We start from the raw sequence: 15,437 nt of genomic DNA, 5'->3' as shown, positions 1-15,437 counted from the left end.
TTGAGGGTCATGGTCGTTACTCCGCGACGGCCGGGGCGTCGCGCCAGGGGATGGCATGGGTGATGCGAATGGCGTCCGCACCGATGTGGCAAGCATAGCACAAAACCTCAACCCCCGCCCGCACCGCGTCGATCAGGCCTGTGGCGTATTTGGGATCGAGCTCGGCGCAGGCGGCGAAGACGTCGCAGTCGGTGCGCTGGATGACAAACAGCATCACCGCGCGGTGGCCCTGGGCCGCCATGGCCTTCAGCTCACCCAGGTGCTTCAGCGAGCGGGCCGCCACGCAGTCGGGGAATTCGGCCAGGGTTCCGCCGCGCTTCAGGTGGCTGTTCTTCACCTCCAGCCAGCAGGGTGGGCGACCTCGGCTCTCCAGCAGGAAGTCGATGCGGCTGGCGACGCCATAGTTCACCTCGCGCCGGATCGAGGCGTAGCCCGACAGCTCCGGGAGCAAGTCCTGCTCCAGCGCTTCGGCCACCAGCCGGTTGGGGTGCATGGTGTTGATCCCCACCAGCCCGCCGTCGACCTCGACGATCTCCAGGGTATGGGCCAACTTGCGCTTCGGATTGTCGGACTTCGAGATCCAGACCGGGAAGCCAGGCGTGTTCAGGCCAAGCATGGCGCCCGGATTGGGGCAGTGCGTCGTCAGTTCCGTCCCGTCGTCCAGCACCACGTCGGCGAAGAAGCGCTTGTAGCGACTGACCAGGCGGCCACGAACGAGGGGTTGCGGGAAGTCCATGGGCGGGGCTCGTCCGATACGCTAAGCGGAAGCCTGATCTAGGTGAGGAGAGCGGTGATGGGTAGTCCGGCGGGACAGGATGGCCAGGCGGTGACCGCCGCGGTGCTGATCATCGGTGACGAGATCCTCTCGGGCCGCACCCAGGACACCAACCTGCGCGACATCGCCCTCTATCTCGGCGTCCACGGGGTGGATCTGATGGAGGCCCGCACGGTGTCTGATGTCCACGAGGACATCATCGCGGCTCTCGATGCGCTCCGCACGCGCTACGACTACGTCATCACCACCGGCGGCATCGGCCCCACCCACGACGACATCACCGCCGACGCGGTGGCCGGGGCCTTCGGGGTCGAGCTCTACGAACACCCCGACATCATCGCCATGATGACCGCCCGCTGGGGCGGCGAGCCCAACGCCGCGCGGCGGCGGATGGCGCGGGTTCCGGTGGGGGGCGACCTGGTGAAGAACCCGGTCCAGGGCCCGCCCGGCTTCACCATTGGCAATGTCTTCGTCCTGGCCGGCGTTCCGCAGATCATGCGCGGCATGCTGGAGGACGTCGGTCACCGGCTGAGGGGCGGGGCCGTGGTGCTGAGCCGGACGGTGCGGGTCGAGGGCTCGGGGGAGGGCGTCATCGCCGCGCCGCTGGAGGCGGTGGCCAAGGCGCACCCGACCATGAGCCTGGGCAGCTATCCGTTTTACGGCGAGGGGGGCTACGGCTCGAACCTGGTGCTGCGGGGCCGGGATGCGGCGGAGTTGGAGGCGACGGTGGCGGAATTGCTCGTGGCGCTGGAGGCAGCGGGTGTGGCGAAGGTGGTGGAGCTTACCACCCCGCTCTAGGTCGCCGGGCGCGCCAAGAAACCATTGGGTGCGCGCGTCCCAGACTGGGTCGTTGCGATCGCGGCCGTGCTAGGCGCGACCTCAAATGACCCGGAGTTGAAGCCGCTCCGGGTGCGTATGAACATACTGGGCATCGGTGTGGTCGTCTTCCGTGCCGGCGTCATGGCCTTCGATCAACAACCATATTAAAGCAACCTCGCCCTACTCCGCGGCCCTAACGGTCATGTGGGCGCTCGCTCGTCAGGCGAGCAGCTGCGAAAATTTAGGTCTATTCGTCATTGAACTTCGCGAAACCTTCTGAAATGGCGCCTAAATTGCGGTGGGTGCTGCTAATCGTTGCCACGGCCAGTTGGCTTTTGTAGGTTGCAACCAGGACTTGATGACGGGCTGCATGAATTCCTTAACGCAAATCACGCACTCAGACGCACGCGTCGAAGTCGCGCCGCCGGCGGCTGGTGAGCTTGTCGACTATTTGCGTGCCCGACCTCGCGCGGAGCGTTCGGAACGCATTTTGAAGTCACCCGCAGCCCCCCTCGGCCTCTATCCCGCAAAGCGGGTCATCGATGTTTGCGTGGCCGGGGCCGCCCTTGTGGCGCTGGCGCCGCTGATGATCGGGATCTGGCTTGTCGTCGTGCTGTTCAATGGCGGACCGGGCCTGTTCTGGTCCGAACGTATCGGCCGCCACGGACGCAGCTTCTGGATGCCCAAGTATCGTACCATGGACGCCAGCGCGCCGCTCTCGCCTCGCGAGACCTTGCAAGGCGCGGGCAGTCACATCACGCCTCTGGGCGCCTTCCTGCGCCGCTCGAGCCTGGATGAACTGCCGCAACTGTTCTGCGTGTTCTTTGGTCAGATGAGCCTCATCGGTCCTCGCCCGCTGCTGCCTGACGATCCGGCGATCTTTGAGCGCCACAGTTTCCCGCACGCCATGCTCGCCAGGCCCGGATTGAGTGGGCTCGCCCAGGTTGTCGGCCGCAATGAGGTGACACCGCGCCGCAAAGCTCGCCTCGACGCGCTCTACGCCCGGACGGTCTCACCTCGGGTGGACTTGTTTATCTTCTGGCGCACGGCGATGATTGTCCTTTCGGGGCGGGGCCAGATCTAAAATCGACGGCTGGGAAGGGCGATAGTTTCTTTTCGCCTCCACATTATCTTGCCCTCGGCCGCTGAAATTTGGATACGACACTGACAGCCGCTGGACTGATAACGGTTTTCAATATTCCGACCTCATCCGAGCAAGTTTAGATCCGCGCGATACTGAGCGCGATTAGGCGAAGGAGTTTCGTTCGTGGGTAAATCGGGGTCGGGTAAGGTCGCGTTGATCACTGGAGCGACGGGCCAAGACGGCGCCTATCTCTCGGAGTTGCTGCTGGCGGAAGGCTATGTCGTGCACGGCGTCAAGCGCCGCTCGTCGTCGTTCAACACCGGCCGGATCGAGCACCTCTACCAGGATCCGCATGAGGCGGATCAGCGGTTTATCCTTCACTACGGCGACCTGACCGACAGCACCAATCTGATCCGTATCGTCCAGCAGGTGCAGCCCGACGAGATCTACAATCTGGCCGCCCAGTCACACGTGGCCGTGTCCTTCGAGACGCCGGAATATACCGCCAACGCCGATGCGGTCGGCGCTCTGCGCTTGCTCGAAGCGATCCGGATTCTGGGCCTTGAGAAGAAGAGCCGCTTCTACCAGGCCTCGACTTCCGAGCTATACGGCAAGGTGCAGGAGGTCCCGCAAAGCGAGACCACGCCCTTCTATCCCCGCAGCCCCTACGCGGTGGCCAAGCTCTACGCCTACTGGATGGTGGTGAACTACCGGGAGGCCTACGGGCTTCACGCCTCGAACGGCATTCTGTTCAATCATGAGAGCCCGCTGCGCGGCGAAACCTTCGTGACCCGAAAGATCACCCGGGCGGTTTCGGGCATCAAGCTTGGCTTGCAGGACCGCCTGTATCTGGGAAATCTGGACGCCAAACGCGATTGGGGCCATGCGCGGGAATATGTCCGCGGCATGTGGCTGATGCTGCAGCAGGACGAGCCTGACGACTATGTCCTGGCCACCGGCGAGACCACGACGGTGCGGGATTTCGTCGCCCACGCCTTTGCGCAGGTGGACATCAAGCTCGATTGGCGCGGCTCAGGCCTGACTGAGCAGGGCGTCTGCGCCGCGAGCGGCCGCGTGCTGGTTGAGGTCGATCCTCGTTACTTCCGGCCGACTGAGGTCGAACTCCTGCTGGGAGACGCCTCCAAGGCCAAGGCCAAGCTTGGCTGGAGCCACGACACTCCTTGGCAGGCGCTGTGCGAAGAAATGGTGCGCGAGGATCTGATCGTGGTGGCTCGGGAGCAGCGCCGACATGGCGAGTGAGGTGATCTACCCCCTGGCCGGCAAGCGGGTCTGGGTGGCCGGTCACCGCGGCATGGTGGGTGCGGCCATCGTTCGCCGCCTGGCGGCCGAGGATTGCGAGGTTCTCACCGCCGGCCGCGACGAAGTGGATTTGCGGCGGCAGACCGAGACCTCCGCCTGGATCGCCAAGGCCAAGCCGGATGCTATTTTCCTGGCAGCCGCCAAGGTCGGCGGCATCGGGGCCAATGCGGCCTATCCGGCCGACTTCCTGTTCGACAACCTGATGATCGAGGCCAATGTCATCGAGGCCGCTCATCGGGAAGGCGTGGGCAAGCTGCTGTTCCTTGGGTCCAGCTGCATCTATCCCAAGATGGCGGCCCAGCCGATCAAGGAAGACGCGCTGCTGACCGGGCCGCTGGAACCGACCAATGAGTGGTACGCGATCGCGAAGATCGCCGGTCTCAAGCTGGCCCTGGCCTATCGCCAGCAGCATGGGGATGACTTCATCTCCGCTATGCCGACCAATCTCTACGGCCCCGGCGACAATTTCGACCTTGAGAACAGCCATGTCCTGCCGGCCCTGATCCGCAAGGCCCATGAGGCCAAGGTGCGCGGGGAGGTTTCGTTCGATGTCTGGGGTTCCGGAACGCCCCGGCGCGAGTTCCTGCACGTCGATGACTGCGCCGACGCCCTGGTTCACCTGATGACCCGCTATTCCGGCGACCAGCATGTGAACGTCGGATATGGCGATGACATCGCCATCGCCGATCTGGCGCAGCTGGTGGCGGACGCCGTGGGGTTCAAGGGTGAGATCGCCTGGGATCGCTCCAAGCCGGACGGCACGCCGCGCAAGCTGATGAACGCCGGCAAGCTCGCCGCGCTGGGCTGGACGCCCCGGATCAACCTGAAGCAGGGCGTCGAGGACGTCTACGCCTGGTTCCTGGCGCATCAGGCCTAGGGTGGCGGAGCCTTCGACCCTGGGCCGACGTGTGGTGTTCGTGAACCGCTTCTATGCGCCGGACATGTCGGCCACCAGCCAGATCCTGACCCGGCTGGCCGAGCATCTGGCCGGGCTCGGATGGCAGGTGAGCGTGGTCACCAGCCGCCAGCTCTATGGCGCGCCGGGCATCCTGCCCTCGAACGAGGAGATCGCGGGCGTCCAGGTCCAACGGGTGCTCACGACGCGGTTCGGCAACGCCGGCCTGGCCGGGCGTGCGCTGGACTATCTCTCCTTTTATCTGACGGCCTTTCTAGCCCTTCTGACCACCCTGAAGCGGGGCGACATCGTGGTGGCCAAGACCGACCCGCCTTTGATCTCGGTCTTCGCCCACTGGGCGGCGGCCTTGAAGGGGGCTCGCCTCGTCAACTGGCTGCAGGACCTCTATCCGGAAATCGCCGTCGCCTATGGGGTGCGCGCCGCGCGCGGTCCGCTCGGCGCGATCCTGAAGTCGCTGCGCAACACCTCCCTGCGCGGCGCCAGCGTCAACGTCGTGATCTGCGAGGACATGGCCAGGATCGTGACGCCGCTCGCCGGAACCGCGCGGGTCGAGGTGGTGCACAATTGGAGCGACGACACGATCGTCCGACCGGTGGCGCCGGAGGACAATCCCCTGGTCGCGGCCTGGGGCCTGCAGGACCGCTTCGTGGTGGGCTATTCGGGCAACCTGGGGCGCGCCCACGACTGGCGCACCCTCGTCGCCGCGGCCGCTCACCTGCGCGACCGGCCCGACATCCTGTTCCTGATGATCGGCGGCGGGGCAGGGCAAGGCCCCCTGCGCGCCGAGGTCGAGCGGCTGGGCCTGCAGGCGAGCTTCCGGTTTGAGCCCTACCAGCCCCACGATATGCTGGCCTGTTCCTTGAGCCTGCCCCACGTGCACCTGGTGTCCTTGTTGCCGGAGTTCCGGGGCCTGATGTTCCCCTCCAAGGTATTCGGCATCGCCGCCGCTGGCCGCGGCATGATCGCCATCGTCGACCAGCCCTCTGACCTGGCCGATATGGTGCTCGCCCACGGCAGCGGCGAGGCGACCCCGGTGGCGGACGGCGCGGCTCTGGCCTCGGTGATCGTCCGCATGGCCGATGAGGCGGGGGTAGCCACGGCCCTAGGGCTGAAATCCCTCGAGATGCTGGAGGCGGGCTTCGCCTGCGAGCAGACCCTCAAGCGATGGGGCGAGGTTCTCGAGACCGCCTGAGGCGAGCGGCCCGGGACTTGCAGCCGGTAGGCCCGCAGGACCGGAGGCCAGTTGACCTCCATCCCGCATTGCAGCAAGACTCGCCGGGTGGAAGGTTCGAGCCGATGATCGAGGAAGGCCGCCGCTGGTACCCGGTGCAGACCCAGCCCAAGCGCGAAGCCTACGCCGTCCAGCAGCTGAACAATCAGGGCTATGAGGTCTTCTTCCCCAGGCGGCTGATCACGGTGCGCCATGCCCGCCGGGTGCTGGAGCGGGAGGCGAGCTATTTCCCTGGCTACATCTTCGTATCCCTGGATCTGATGCAGGAGCCATGGACGCGGGTCAACAACACCTTTGGCGTCCGCTCTCTGGTCATGGTCGGCGCCCGCCCCGCCGCGGTGCCTACCTCTTTCATCGAGGTCCTGCAGCGCCATCTGGACCAAGACGGCCGCCTGCCGCCGCTAGCGCCTTTCCAGGTAGGGGAACGCGTCAGTATAGTTAATGGCCCGTTAGTTGATCTGGTGGGCACGATTGACCGTCTCGACAGCGGAAACCGGGTTCGCCTGCTGCTAGAACTGGCTACTGGTCTTCTCCCTGTATTCACCGAGACGAAGAACCTTTCTCCATTTCCGCAGAATTGACTTAAGGTCTTCATACTTGGTGAGCTACACATCTGCTGTCTGAAACGAGGCCTGCGCCCGCGGTGTTTTCACCCTGGGTGCGGTAGCCGTGGGGCGGCAGGCTGGCGCGGCGTGGTGCGACAGTCGGGGTTATCGGGCGTGGGGGCGGTGCGCCGCCTGCTCAAATATCGAATTTTCGGAAGCGACCGTGCTCAACACACTTTCCTTCATTACCAATCACCCATTGACGAGAGATCGGCCACTCGCCGCGCTCGCCCGCTTCGCGCGTTGGCAGGTTGCTAGCCGCCTGAAACGCGAGGTCATTTTCGACTGGATCGAAGGATCCAAACTGGCCGCCCGTCATGGAATGGCGGGAGCCACTGGCAACATCTACTGCGGGCTGCACGAGTTCGCCGACATGGCCTTCATGCTTCACATGCTTCGGCCGGGCGACCTGTTCGTCGACGTCGGCGCCAACATCGGGAGTTACACCGTTCTGGCCTCCGCCGTCTGTGGCGCTGAGACCCTAGCCATTGAACCTGATCCTGGGACAATGGTCTCGCTGAAGCGAAACATCGAGGTCAATGAAATCGGAGGTCGAGTCACCGTCTTTGAGGTTGCGCTTGGTGCGGAGCAGGGCGTGGCGAAATTCACGGTAGGACTTGATTCCATGAACCGAATGGCGAGCGATCTGGACACGAATGTCCGTGAGGTCCCGGTCAGGAAACTCGATGATGTCGTCGGTGATCGAAATCCAGTACTGCTGAAGCTGGATGTTGAGGGCCACGAAGCAGCGGTGTTCGCTGGCGCTCACGCCACACTCCGCAAGAAATCGCTAATTGCTATTGAAACTGAGAGTCGGGATCCGGCATTGGTCAATCAGCTTGAGCAAGCAGGTTTCGAAGAAGTTTTCTACGATCCCCTGACCAGGCAACTTCTTGAAGAACCAAGATGGCATCAGAACAACGCGTTGTTCGTCCGAGATTCGGATGAATTGGCCAAGCGTCTCAAGCAAACAAGACCAATAACTGTTCTTGGACGTAGCCTCTAAGCTTATGCCTCACTTGGAGGCATGGGCCATGTGCGGGATCAATGGCCCATGCCTCCAATCAATCCGCCAGCTTACTCTCCAGGAGGAAACTTATCGGGGCGCCGGACAAAATGCCTAGGACAGTCTTCGTTACAGGAGGTGCCGGCTATGTCGGTTCCCATTGTTGCAAGGCATTTTCCGAAGCTGGGTGGAATGTGGTCGTTTATGACAACCTCACCCGAGGATGGCGCGACTTCGTCAAATGGGGACCGCTGATCGAGGGTGACATCCTCGACTATGAGAAGCTCTCCACAGCGATCGCGGAAACTAAGCCTGACGTGGTCGCTCACTTCGCCGCCGTCGCCTATGTTGGCGAGTCGGTCGCTGACCCGGGCCGCTATTACCACGTCAACACGGCGGGCTCGCTGAATGTGCTGCGCGCCATGCGACAGAATGGCGTCGAGGCCATGGTCTTCTCCTCGACCTGTGCGACCTATGGCGTTCCGACTGAGATCCCGATCTCTGAAACTCATGTGCAATCGCCGATAAATCCCTATGGTTGGTCCAAGCTTTTCGTGGAGCAGATCCTTCGAGACTATGGTGCAGCGCATGGCATTCGTTCTGTGATCTTGCGCTACTTCAACGCGGCAGGCGCCGACCCTGACGGCCAGATTGGTGAACGCCACGAGCCCGAGACCCACTTGATCCCTCTGGCCATACGGGGGGCCATGAGTGGGGACTATGAGTTAACGATATTTGGCGACGACTTTGACACGCGTGACGGAACCTGTGTGCGCGACTATATCCACGTGAATGATCTGGCTTCGGGGCACCTGAAGGCGCTGGAGTACTTGGAAGCCGGTGGAGCGTCAGAGGTCTTCAATCTCGGAACCGGCAGCGGAGTAAGTGTGCTCGAAATCGCAGCGGCGGTGGAAATGGTTTCCGGGGTCACTGTGAGGAAGACTGTCGGCCCAAGGAGAGCGGGCGATCCTCCTTTGCTTGTGGCGTCCTCGCAGAAAGCAAGGAGCGTCTTGGGGTGGTCGCCGACGCATTCGAACAGTGATGACATTTTGAGGAACGCCTGGGACTGGCACGTTCTCGAGCACAATGCGGTGCAGCGGCCGGAGAACGACCGTCTACAAACCAATCGGGGAAATTTGTGACTTTCGACATTGTTCTGGAGAAGCTCAAATCCAAGTCCGCGCTCGTTGGCGTGGTTGGTCTTGGATATGTTGGACTGCCATTATCCATGGCCTTTGCTGAGGCAGGATGTCGGGTGCTAGGCTTTGACGTCGACCCTTCAAAGCCCGCCCACATCGAGGAAGGGCAAAGCTATCTAAAGCATATCACTTCTGAACGAATTGAACGCGCAGTCAATCAGCACCTACTATCCGCGACGACCGACTTCGATAGATTATCTGAGTCCGACGCAATATTAATTTGTGTTCCGACGCCGTTGACGCGTCACATGGAGCCCGATCTAAGTTATGTAGAGAACACTGCGCGCGCTATCGCTAACGGCCTGCGGCCAGGCCAGCTCGTTGTTCTTGAAAGCACAACCTATCCAGGAACGACTTCGGAAGTTGTCAAGCCAATCCTTGAGGCGACGGGACTGGTTTGCGGAAAGGATTTTTGGCTAGCGTTCTCTCCGGAACGTGAGGACCCAGGAAACCTAGATTTCTCCACAGCGACTATTCCAAAGGTAGTGGGCGCGGACGATGCCGAGGCGCGTGCTCTTGCGATCGCGCTTTACAACATATTTGCAAAGCAATTGGTTGAAGTCTCCTCGAGCGCAACCGCGGAGGCAGTAAAGCTGACTGAGAATATCTTCCGCTCGGTGAACATCGCTCTCGTGAACGAGTTGAAACTCATCTACGGCCGGATGGGCATCGACGTTTGGGAAGTTATTGATGCGGCTAAGACGAAGCCGTTCGGTTTCATGCCGTTTTATCCTGGGCCTGGACTTGGTGGGCACTGCATCCCGATCGATCCCTTCTACCTGACCTGGAAGGCGCGGGAATACAATATCGCAACTCGGTTTATTGAACTTGCCGGCCAGATCAACAATAACATGCCAGAGCATGTGATCAACGAACTGGTGGTTGCTCTGGATGCGAAATCGGGCCGAGGCTTGAATGGCGCTAGCGTTCTTGTGGTTGGGCTGGCCTACAAGAAGAACGTTGATGATACGCGTGAAAGTCCAGCTTTGAGGCTCATCGAGCTACTGCAGCTTCGAGGCGCCAAGGTCGACTATCACGATCCATTTGTCCCTGAGATACCTAAGACCCGGGAGCATCCCGATCTAACAGGACGACAATCGATCCCTTGGGAGCTTTCTCGAATCTCTGCCTACGATGCGGTGTTGATCGCAACCGACCATGATGGCGTGGACTATCGCGGATTGGCGAGCGCGGCGAGGTTGGTCGTGGACACTCGAAATGCCTGCGCCCGTGCGGGCGCCAATCTCTCCAATGTGGTGGCCGCCTAGCAGTGTGCGGCATAAACGGCCTTTTCGCATACAATTCCGCGTCGTCAGCGCCCGACGAGCGCGAGTTGCTGACGACGCGTGATCACATGATCGCCCGCGGGCCGGACGGGTACGGAGCTTGGTGGTCGTCAGATCGGAGGGTGGCGTTGGCGCATCGTCGCCTGTCGATCATAGACCTTAGCGAGCGCGGCTCTCAGCCGATGCGGCTCGACGAGGGGGACCTCACAATTACGTTCAACGGCGAGATTTACAATCACGCCGAGATCCGCCGCGAGCTTGAGGCGCAAGGCCGGGTCTTCCGCAGTCAGTCGGATACGGAAGTCCTGCTGCATCTTTATGCAGAGAAGGGCGAGCGCATGCTGTCGGATCTGAGGGGGATGTTCGCCTTCGCGATCTGGGATGGCAGGCGCCGGCAGTTGTTTATGGCGCGCGACCCCTACGGCATAAAGCCGCTGTACTATGCCGACGACGGCAAGGCATTCCGTTTCGCAAGCCAGGTCAAAGCGCTGCTCGCTGGCGGTGGGGTGTCTCGCGAGGCAGACGCGGCGGGCATCGTTGGCTTTCACCTGTTTGGCAGCGTGCCCGAGCCCTTGACCGTTCACCGGCATATTCGAGCGCTCCCAGCCGGCCATACCATGATCATCGGAAATGACGGTGGGCAGGCACCCCGGCAGTACCACTCGATTGCCGCCGTCTATGCCGAGGCGGAGCAGGCGCGGCCAATACTGGCGGGCGACCGGCAGGCGGCCATGCGGGAAGCCCTCCTCGACAGCGTCCGCCATCATCTGGTGTCAGACGTTCCCGTCGGGGCCTTCCTGTCGGCCGGGATCGACTCTGGCGCGCTGGTGGGCTTGATGCGCGACGCTGGCCAGAACGAGATCGAGACCGTCACGCTCTCCTTCAAGGAGTTCGAGGGGAGTGCAGACGACGAAGCGCCAATCGCAGCAGAGGTGGCGCGAACCTACGGCACGCGGCACACGACGCGCGTTGTCACCAAGGCTGAGTTTCTGTGCGAGCTGCCGCTTATTCTCGCCGCCATGGATCAGCCGAGTATCGATGGTATCAACACTTGGTTCGTCGCCAAAGCGGCACGCGAGCGGGGGCTGAAGGTGGCCGTCTCGGGCCTTGGCGGTGACGAATTGCTTGGCGGCTATCCGGCCTTTCAGGACATCCCGCGCTGGGTGCGGTGGTTGAAGATTCCCGCGGCGGCGCCGGGCCTAGGCGCGCTCGTCCGGCACGCGGTGATGGCGGTCGGACCACACCGGGTCGGCCTCAGTCCCAAGCTCGCTGGACTCGTCCAGTATGGCGGCAGTTATGCCGGCGCCTGGTTCCTGCGGCGCGCTCTGTTCATGCCATGGGAACTCGACGACATCCTGCCGCGCGACATCGTGGCGGAGGGGCTGGCGAGGCTCGATCCAGTTCGCGTTGTTGAACACGTCCTGTCACCGGCGCCACGCTACGGCTTCAACCGCGTGGCGACGATGGAGGCGGCGCTCTACATGCGCAATCAGCTGCTCCGCGATACCGACTGGGCAAGCATGGCGCACTCGCTAGAAGTGCGGACGCCGCTGGTCGATGCAGAACTCTTGAGGCGGGTCGCGGCAATAGGCCCCCCCGACGCCGCGTTGCCGGCGAAGGGAGAACTTGCCGCTGCGCCTCTTCTGCCCTTGCCGACGGCGGTGACACAGCGGAAGAAGACCGGCTTCGCAGTTCCCATCGCGCCTTGGCTGCCAGGAGCGCAGGCGGCGGGAACAGTGTCGACCTATGGTTATTCGCGCGATTGGGCGCAGCACGTGTCTGCTGAGCAGGCGAAGCTTGCCGTACCATTGGCCCTCGTCGCCTGAAGCCAAGCAACTCACTTGCAGCAGGTCTTGGATAGGCGATTGCGGATCTTGATGCTCGCAACGGACGCACACGGCGGCTTCGGGGGCATCGCGCAGTATAATCGCGACGTCATCGACGCGATGTGCGGCCTCGAACGGGTCGCCGAAGTCACGGTGCTGCCGCGGATCATGCCAGAGGCCGGGTTCACGCATCCGGCCAAGTCGACCTACGACCTGGCAAGTGCCGCCGGTGCGAGGGGGTTCATCACTCGCAGTGCTGCTCATGGGCTGGGCCGCTACGATGTCGTCTACTGCGCCCATATCAATCTCTTGCCAATTGCTGCGGCCGTGGCGCGGGCTCGCCGCCTGCCGCTGGTACTCGCGATCTACGGCATCGACGCCTGGCAGCGTCCGGTCGGTTTGGCGGGGCTGTTCGGCGTTGGCGCGGTTTCGCTGGTCGTTTCGATCAGCCAGATCACACTCGATCGGTTCCTGGCCTGGAGCGGTGTAGCGGCCGAGAAATGCGCCCTGCTTCCCAATGCAATCCACGCAGCCGACTTTGCGATCGGCACAAAGGACAACGCCCTCGCGCAACGGCTCGGTGTTGCAGGGCGACCCGTCATTCTCACCTTCGGGCGCATGTCAGCCGACGAGCGCTACAAGGGTTTCGACGAGGTGCTTGAGGCGATGCCGCGTCTCATCGAGCGCCTGCCGGGACTGGTCTATGTCGCAGCTGGCGACGGAAGCGACAGAGCGCGTCTCGAACTCAAGGCGGAGGCGCTGGGCGTCAAAGACCACGTGCGGTTCTCTGGCCGCGTAAGCGAGGCGGAGAAGGCGGATCTTTATCGATTGGCGGATGCCTACGTCATGCCAAGCTCGGGCGAGGGATTCGGCTTTGTTGTGCTGGAAGCCCTCGCCTGCGGCCTACCTGTCGTAGCGAGTTCGACTGATGGTACGCGCGAGGCCGTCCGCGGCGGTGAACTCGGCGCGGTCGTCGACCCAAAGGATTCCGCTGCCCTGGAACGAGCGATCATCGAGGCATTGGCGCGACCGAAGGCCATCCTGGAGGGGCTCGACTATTTCTCCTTCGCAAACTTCCAGAAGCGGCTCGCGGCGGCACTCGCCGCGGTCGTGCGGGTGCAAGTCTAGATGACCCGGCGCGCTCTGATCTGTGGTCTTTCGGGGCAGGATGGCGCCTATCTCGCGCGCCTCTTGCTGGACAGGGGCTATCACGTGACGGGCACGTCGCGGGATGCGCAGGTCGCCTCGTTCGACAATCTCGAAAAGCTTGGAATCCGTGACCGCGTCGTGCTGGAATCGATGGTTCTGACCGACTTCCGCAGCACACTGCAAACATTGAAGAAGGCTGCCCCTGACGAGGTCTACAATCTCGCCGGGCAGTCCTCTGTCGGGTTGTCGTTCCAGCAGCCGGTCGAGACAATGGACAGCATCGCTGGCGGCGTATTGAACCTGCTCGAATCGATCCGATTTCTGGGCCGGGACATCCGCCTCTATAATGCTAGCTCTAGCGAATGCTTCGGCGACACTAGCGGCAATCCCGCCGACGAGGAGACGTCGTTCCATCCGCGCAGCCCCTACGCGGTGGCCAAGGCCGCTGCGCATTGGATGGTGGTGAACTATCGCGACGCCTACGGACTCTATGCCTGCAACGGTATCCTGTTCAATCATGAGAGCCCGCTGCGCCCGGCGCGGTTCGTGACGAAGAAGATCGTGGCTGGTGCTTGCGCGATCAAGCGCGGTGAGGCCGCGCGCCTGCAACTCGGCAACCTCGAAATCAGCCGCGACTGGGGAGCGGCCGAGGAATACGTCGATGCAATGTGGCGGATGATGCAGCTCGATCAGCCAACCGATCTGGTGATCGCGTCAGGGCGCACGCACAGCTTGGGTGAGTTTGTCGCCGCAGCGTTCGAGGCTGTCGGCCTCGACTGGCGCGCACACGTCGACATCGACGACAGCCTGCGCCGCCCGTCAGACATCCCCTACAGCGCTGGCAATGCATCCAAGGCCGAGCGTCTGATCGGCTGGAAGGCGAAAAGCGGAATGCGAGAAGTGGTCGCGATGATGGTAGAGGCGGAGATGGCAAAAATGGGACTACGCGCGTGATCGGCAGGTCGGCCGTGCACTATGTCCGGTTCGTCGTCGGACTCGACCAGCCACAAATGCAGACGACGCCTGCGGAACCCGATGTGCTGTCCTCGTTCCTGCCCGGGGCGAAGCGCATCGTCGAGGTTGGCGTGTTCGAGGGGTTCACAACTCGTGTGCTGGCGGAGGGGGCCGACCGCGATGCAGTGGTGATCTACGGGATTGATCCCTGCTTCAGCGGTCGGCTCGGCATATCTTTGGGCGAGGCCATCGCCGGGTCCACAACGGCCGAGAACTCGCGAGCGGCATGGGAGGCATCGTCAACAAGCTTAGCACGGATGTCGACGAGGACGTGTCGACACCCGTCGATCTCGTGTTCATAGACGGACCATTCACTCGCAGGCTTCAAAGCCGCTGCTGATACCGGAAAAGCCGCCGGGCTATAGCTCGGCAGCAACGAATATTTTCGGGACCACATCCGCCACGATCCCGGCTTCGAGCTCGTCAAACAACAGGACTCACTCGCCGTGCTGAGAAAGCGGTAGGCCTCGCCAATGTCGCTCTACTTCGCCCTGAACGGGGCCATTAAGGCGCAGCTTCGGTCGGTCGCGCGTAAGATTGGGCTGTGAAGTGACGCCGAGAATACTGCCCAACGAAAGACCTCCGAGCCTTGGCGCGGCGGCACGCGCGTCAATCCTGTGGGGCGGAGGCTTCACGCTCATGCGCGATGTGGCGCAGTTCGGCATTATGCTCATACTCGTGCGCCTCCTCACACCGGCCGACTACGGCACTGCGGCGCTCGTGCAAGCGATCCTCGGTGTGTTTTCAATTGTCTCATCCAATACGTTCTACGCTCACGCTCTGCAACAACGTAACCCAGACGATATTGACTGGCAGGTCCACTTTACTTCGGCAGTTGTTCTGAACGCCGGGATTGCCGCGCTGGTGCTCGTGTTGGCGTTCGGGCTATCGCTCGTTGACCGATATAGCGTGGCAGCGGCGCCGCTTGCGGCGCTCGCGGTTGTCTTCGTCGTTGAAATTCCCGCCGGGTTGCGGCATCGGATGCTGGAGGTGCGCCACGACTGGAAACGCTTTCGGCTCATGCTGGTCATTGGTGCCTTCCTCGGGCTTGGAGTTGGCCTCGCCGTAGGCCTGATGGGCGGTGGCGTGTGGGCGTTGATCGTGCAGATCCCACTAGGCGGCCTGCCTGCCGCGATCGATCTGTTCGTGGCAGAGCGCTTCAAGCCAGACTGGACGTGGAGTTGGGCGCGGTACCGTAAGACAGCTG

Annotated in this window: 15 protein-coding genes; 14 read left to right on the top strand and 1 reads right to left on the bottom strand. The window is 62.5% G+C overall.

The genetic code is table 11. The features are described from left to right. Positions 1 to 16 precede the first annotated feature (16 nt). Positions 17 to 736, bottom strand: coding sequence for a DNA/RNA nuclease SfsA (gene sfsA / locus AAC997_RS05035; RefSeq protein WP_340644595.1), 720 nt, complete (start codon positions 734 to 736; stop codon positions 17 to 19). A gap of 57 nt (positions 737 to 793) precedes the next feature. Here sfsA and AAC997_RS05030 point away from each other — a divergent pair, with 57 nt between their 5' ends. The 14 genes from AAC997_RS05030 to AAC997_RS04965 form a co-directional block, all read left to right on the top strand. Next, positions 794 to 1,573, top strand: a complete 780-nt coding sequence (locus AAC997_RS05030; protein ID WP_340644594.1) for a molybdopterin-binding protein — start codon at positions 794 to 796, stop codon at positions 1,571 to 1,573. A 391-nt stretch (positions 1,574 to 1,964) separates the two neighbouring features. Next, the gene (locus tag AAC997_RS05025; RefSeq protein WP_340644593.1) at positions 1,965 to 2,678 is read left to right on the top strand and encodes a sugar transferase; all 714 of its coding nucleotides are present in this window, start codon (positions 1,965 to 1,967) and stop codon (positions 2,676 to 2,678) included. A 183-nt stretch (positions 2,679 to 2,861) separates the two neighbouring features. Next, the gene (gmd, locus tag AAC997_RS05020; RefSeq protein WP_340644592.1) at positions 2,862 to 3,938 is read left to right on the top strand and encodes a GDP-mannose 4,6-dehydratase; all 1,077 of its coding nucleotides are present in this window, start codon (positions 2,862 to 2,864) and stop codon (positions 3,936 to 3,938) included. Further along, positions 3,928 to 4,875 carry a GDP-L-fucose synthase gene (locus AAC997_RS05015; protein ID WP_340644591.1) on the top strand — a complete coding sequence of 316 codons (948 nt, stop codon included), beginning with the start codon at positions 3,928 to 3,930 and terminating at the stop codon, positions 4,873 to 4,875. The genes gmd and AAC997_RS05015 overlap by 11 nt, the downstream gene beginning before the upstream one ends. Position 4,876: 1 nt before the next feature. Beyond that, a complete protein-coding gene (locus AAC997_RS05010) occupies positions 4,877 to 6,106 on the top strand; it encodes a glycosyltransferase family 4 protein (protein WP_340644590.1) in 1,230 nt (409 codons plus the stop codon). Between the two features lie 104 nt (positions 6,107 to 6,210). Continuing rightward, positions 6,211 to 6,726 (top strand): transcription termination/antitermination NusG family protein, encoded by a 516-nt coding sequence (locus tag AAC997_RS05005; protein ID WP_340644589.1) that lies wholly within the window; start codon positions 6,211 to 6,213, stop codon positions 6,724 to 6,726. 187 nt (positions 6,727 to 6,913) lie between these two features. Continuing rightward, positions 6,914 to 7,756 carry an FkbM family methyltransferase gene (locus AAC997_RS05000; protein WP_340644588.1) on the top strand — a complete coding sequence of 281 codons (843 nt, stop codon included), beginning with the start codon at positions 6,914 to 6,916 and terminating at the stop codon, positions 7,754 to 7,756. Between the two features lie 110 nt (positions 7,757 to 7,866). Further along, a complete protein-coding gene (gene galE, locus AAC997_RS04995; RefSeq protein ID WP_340644596.1) occupies positions 7,867 to 8,898 on the top strand; it encodes a UDP-glucose 4-epimerase GalE in 1,032 nt (343 codons plus the stop codon). Beyond that, complete coding sequence (locus AAC997_RS04990; protein WP_340644587.1) at positions 8,895 to 10,223, top strand: nucleotide sugar dehydrogenase; 1,329 nt, start codon at positions 8,895 to 8,897, stop codon at positions 10,221 to 10,223. Before galE ends, AAC997_RS04990 begins: the two co-directional genes overlap by 4 nt. Positions 10,224 to 10,225: 2 nt before the next feature. After that, positions 10,226 to 12,067: an asparagine synthase (glutamine-hydrolyzing) gene (gene asnB / locus AAC997_RS04985; protein WP_340644586.1), complete on the top strand. Its 1,842-nt coding sequence runs from the start codon at positions 10,226 to 10,228 to the stop codon at positions 12,065 to 12,067. 39 nt (positions 12,068 to 12,106) lie between these two features. Next, positions 12,107 to 13,195, top strand: a complete 1,089-nt coding sequence (locus AAC997_RS04980) for a glycosyltransferase family 4 protein (RefSeq protein WP_340644585.1) — start codon at positions 12,107 to 12,109, stop codon at positions 13,193 to 13,195. Next, on the top strand, positions 13,196 to 14,170 hold the full coding sequence (locus AAC997_RS04975) for a GDP-mannose 4,6-dehydratase (protein WP_340644584.1): 975 nt from the start codon (positions 13,196 to 13,198) through the stop codon (positions 14,168 to 14,170). Then, positions 14,167 to 14,532: a hypothetical protein gene (locus AAC997_RS04970; protein ID WP_340644583.1), complete on the top strand. Its 366-nt coding sequence runs from the start codon at positions 14,167 to 14,169 to the stop codon at positions 14,530 to 14,532. Before AAC997_RS04975 ends, AAC997_RS04970 begins: the two co-directional genes overlap by 4 nt. A 337-nt stretch (positions 14,533 to 14,869) precedes the next feature. Beyond that, a partial coding sequence (locus AAC997_RS04965) for an oligosaccharide flippase family protein (protein ID WP_340644582.1) occupies positions 14,870 to 15,437 on the top strand: 568 nt, incomplete at its 3' end.

The sequence above is a fragment of the Phenylobacterium sp. genome (assembly GCF_037968635.1).
In the GTDB taxonomy this organism is placed as follows: Bacteria; Pseudomonadota; Alphaproteobacteria; order Caulobacterales; family Caulobacteraceae; genus Phenylobacterium.
Note: the sequence above shows the minus strand (reverse complement) of the source record. Positions and strands in the feature narration are given on the sequence as shown.

What these genes read in the sequence shown, in the direction of transcription:
- sfsA (WP_340644595.1), bottom strand. Translation starts at nt 736, where the DNA reads ATGGACTTCCCGCAACCCCTCGTTCGTGGCCGCCTGGTCAGTCGCTAC.
- AAC997_RS05030 (WP_340644594.1), top strand. Translation starts at nt 794, where the DNA reads ATGGGTAGTCCGGCGGGACAGGATGGCCAGGCGGTGACCGCCGCGGTG.
- AAC997_RS05025 (WP_340644593.1), top strand. Translation starts at nt 1,965, where the DNA reads ATGAATTCCTTAACGCAAATCACGCACTCAGACGCACGCGTCGAAGTC.
- AAC997_RS05015 (WP_340644591.1), top strand. Translation starts at nt 3,928, where the DNA reads ATGGCGAGTGAGGTGATCTACCCCCTGGCCGGCAAGCGGGTCTGGGTG.
- AAC997_RS05005 (WP_340644589.1), top strand. Translation starts at nt 6,211, where the DNA reads ATGATCGAGGAAGGCCGCCGCTGGTACCCGGTGCAGACCCAGCCCAAG.
- galE (WP_340644596.1), top strand. Translation starts at nt 7,867, where the DNA reads ATGCCTAGGACAGTCTTCGTTACAGGAGGTGCCGGCTATGTCGGTTCC.
- AAC997_RS04975 (WP_340644584.1), top strand. Translation starts at nt 13,196, where the DNA reads ATGACCCGGCGCGCTCTGATCTGTGGTCTTTCGGGGCAGGATGGCGCC.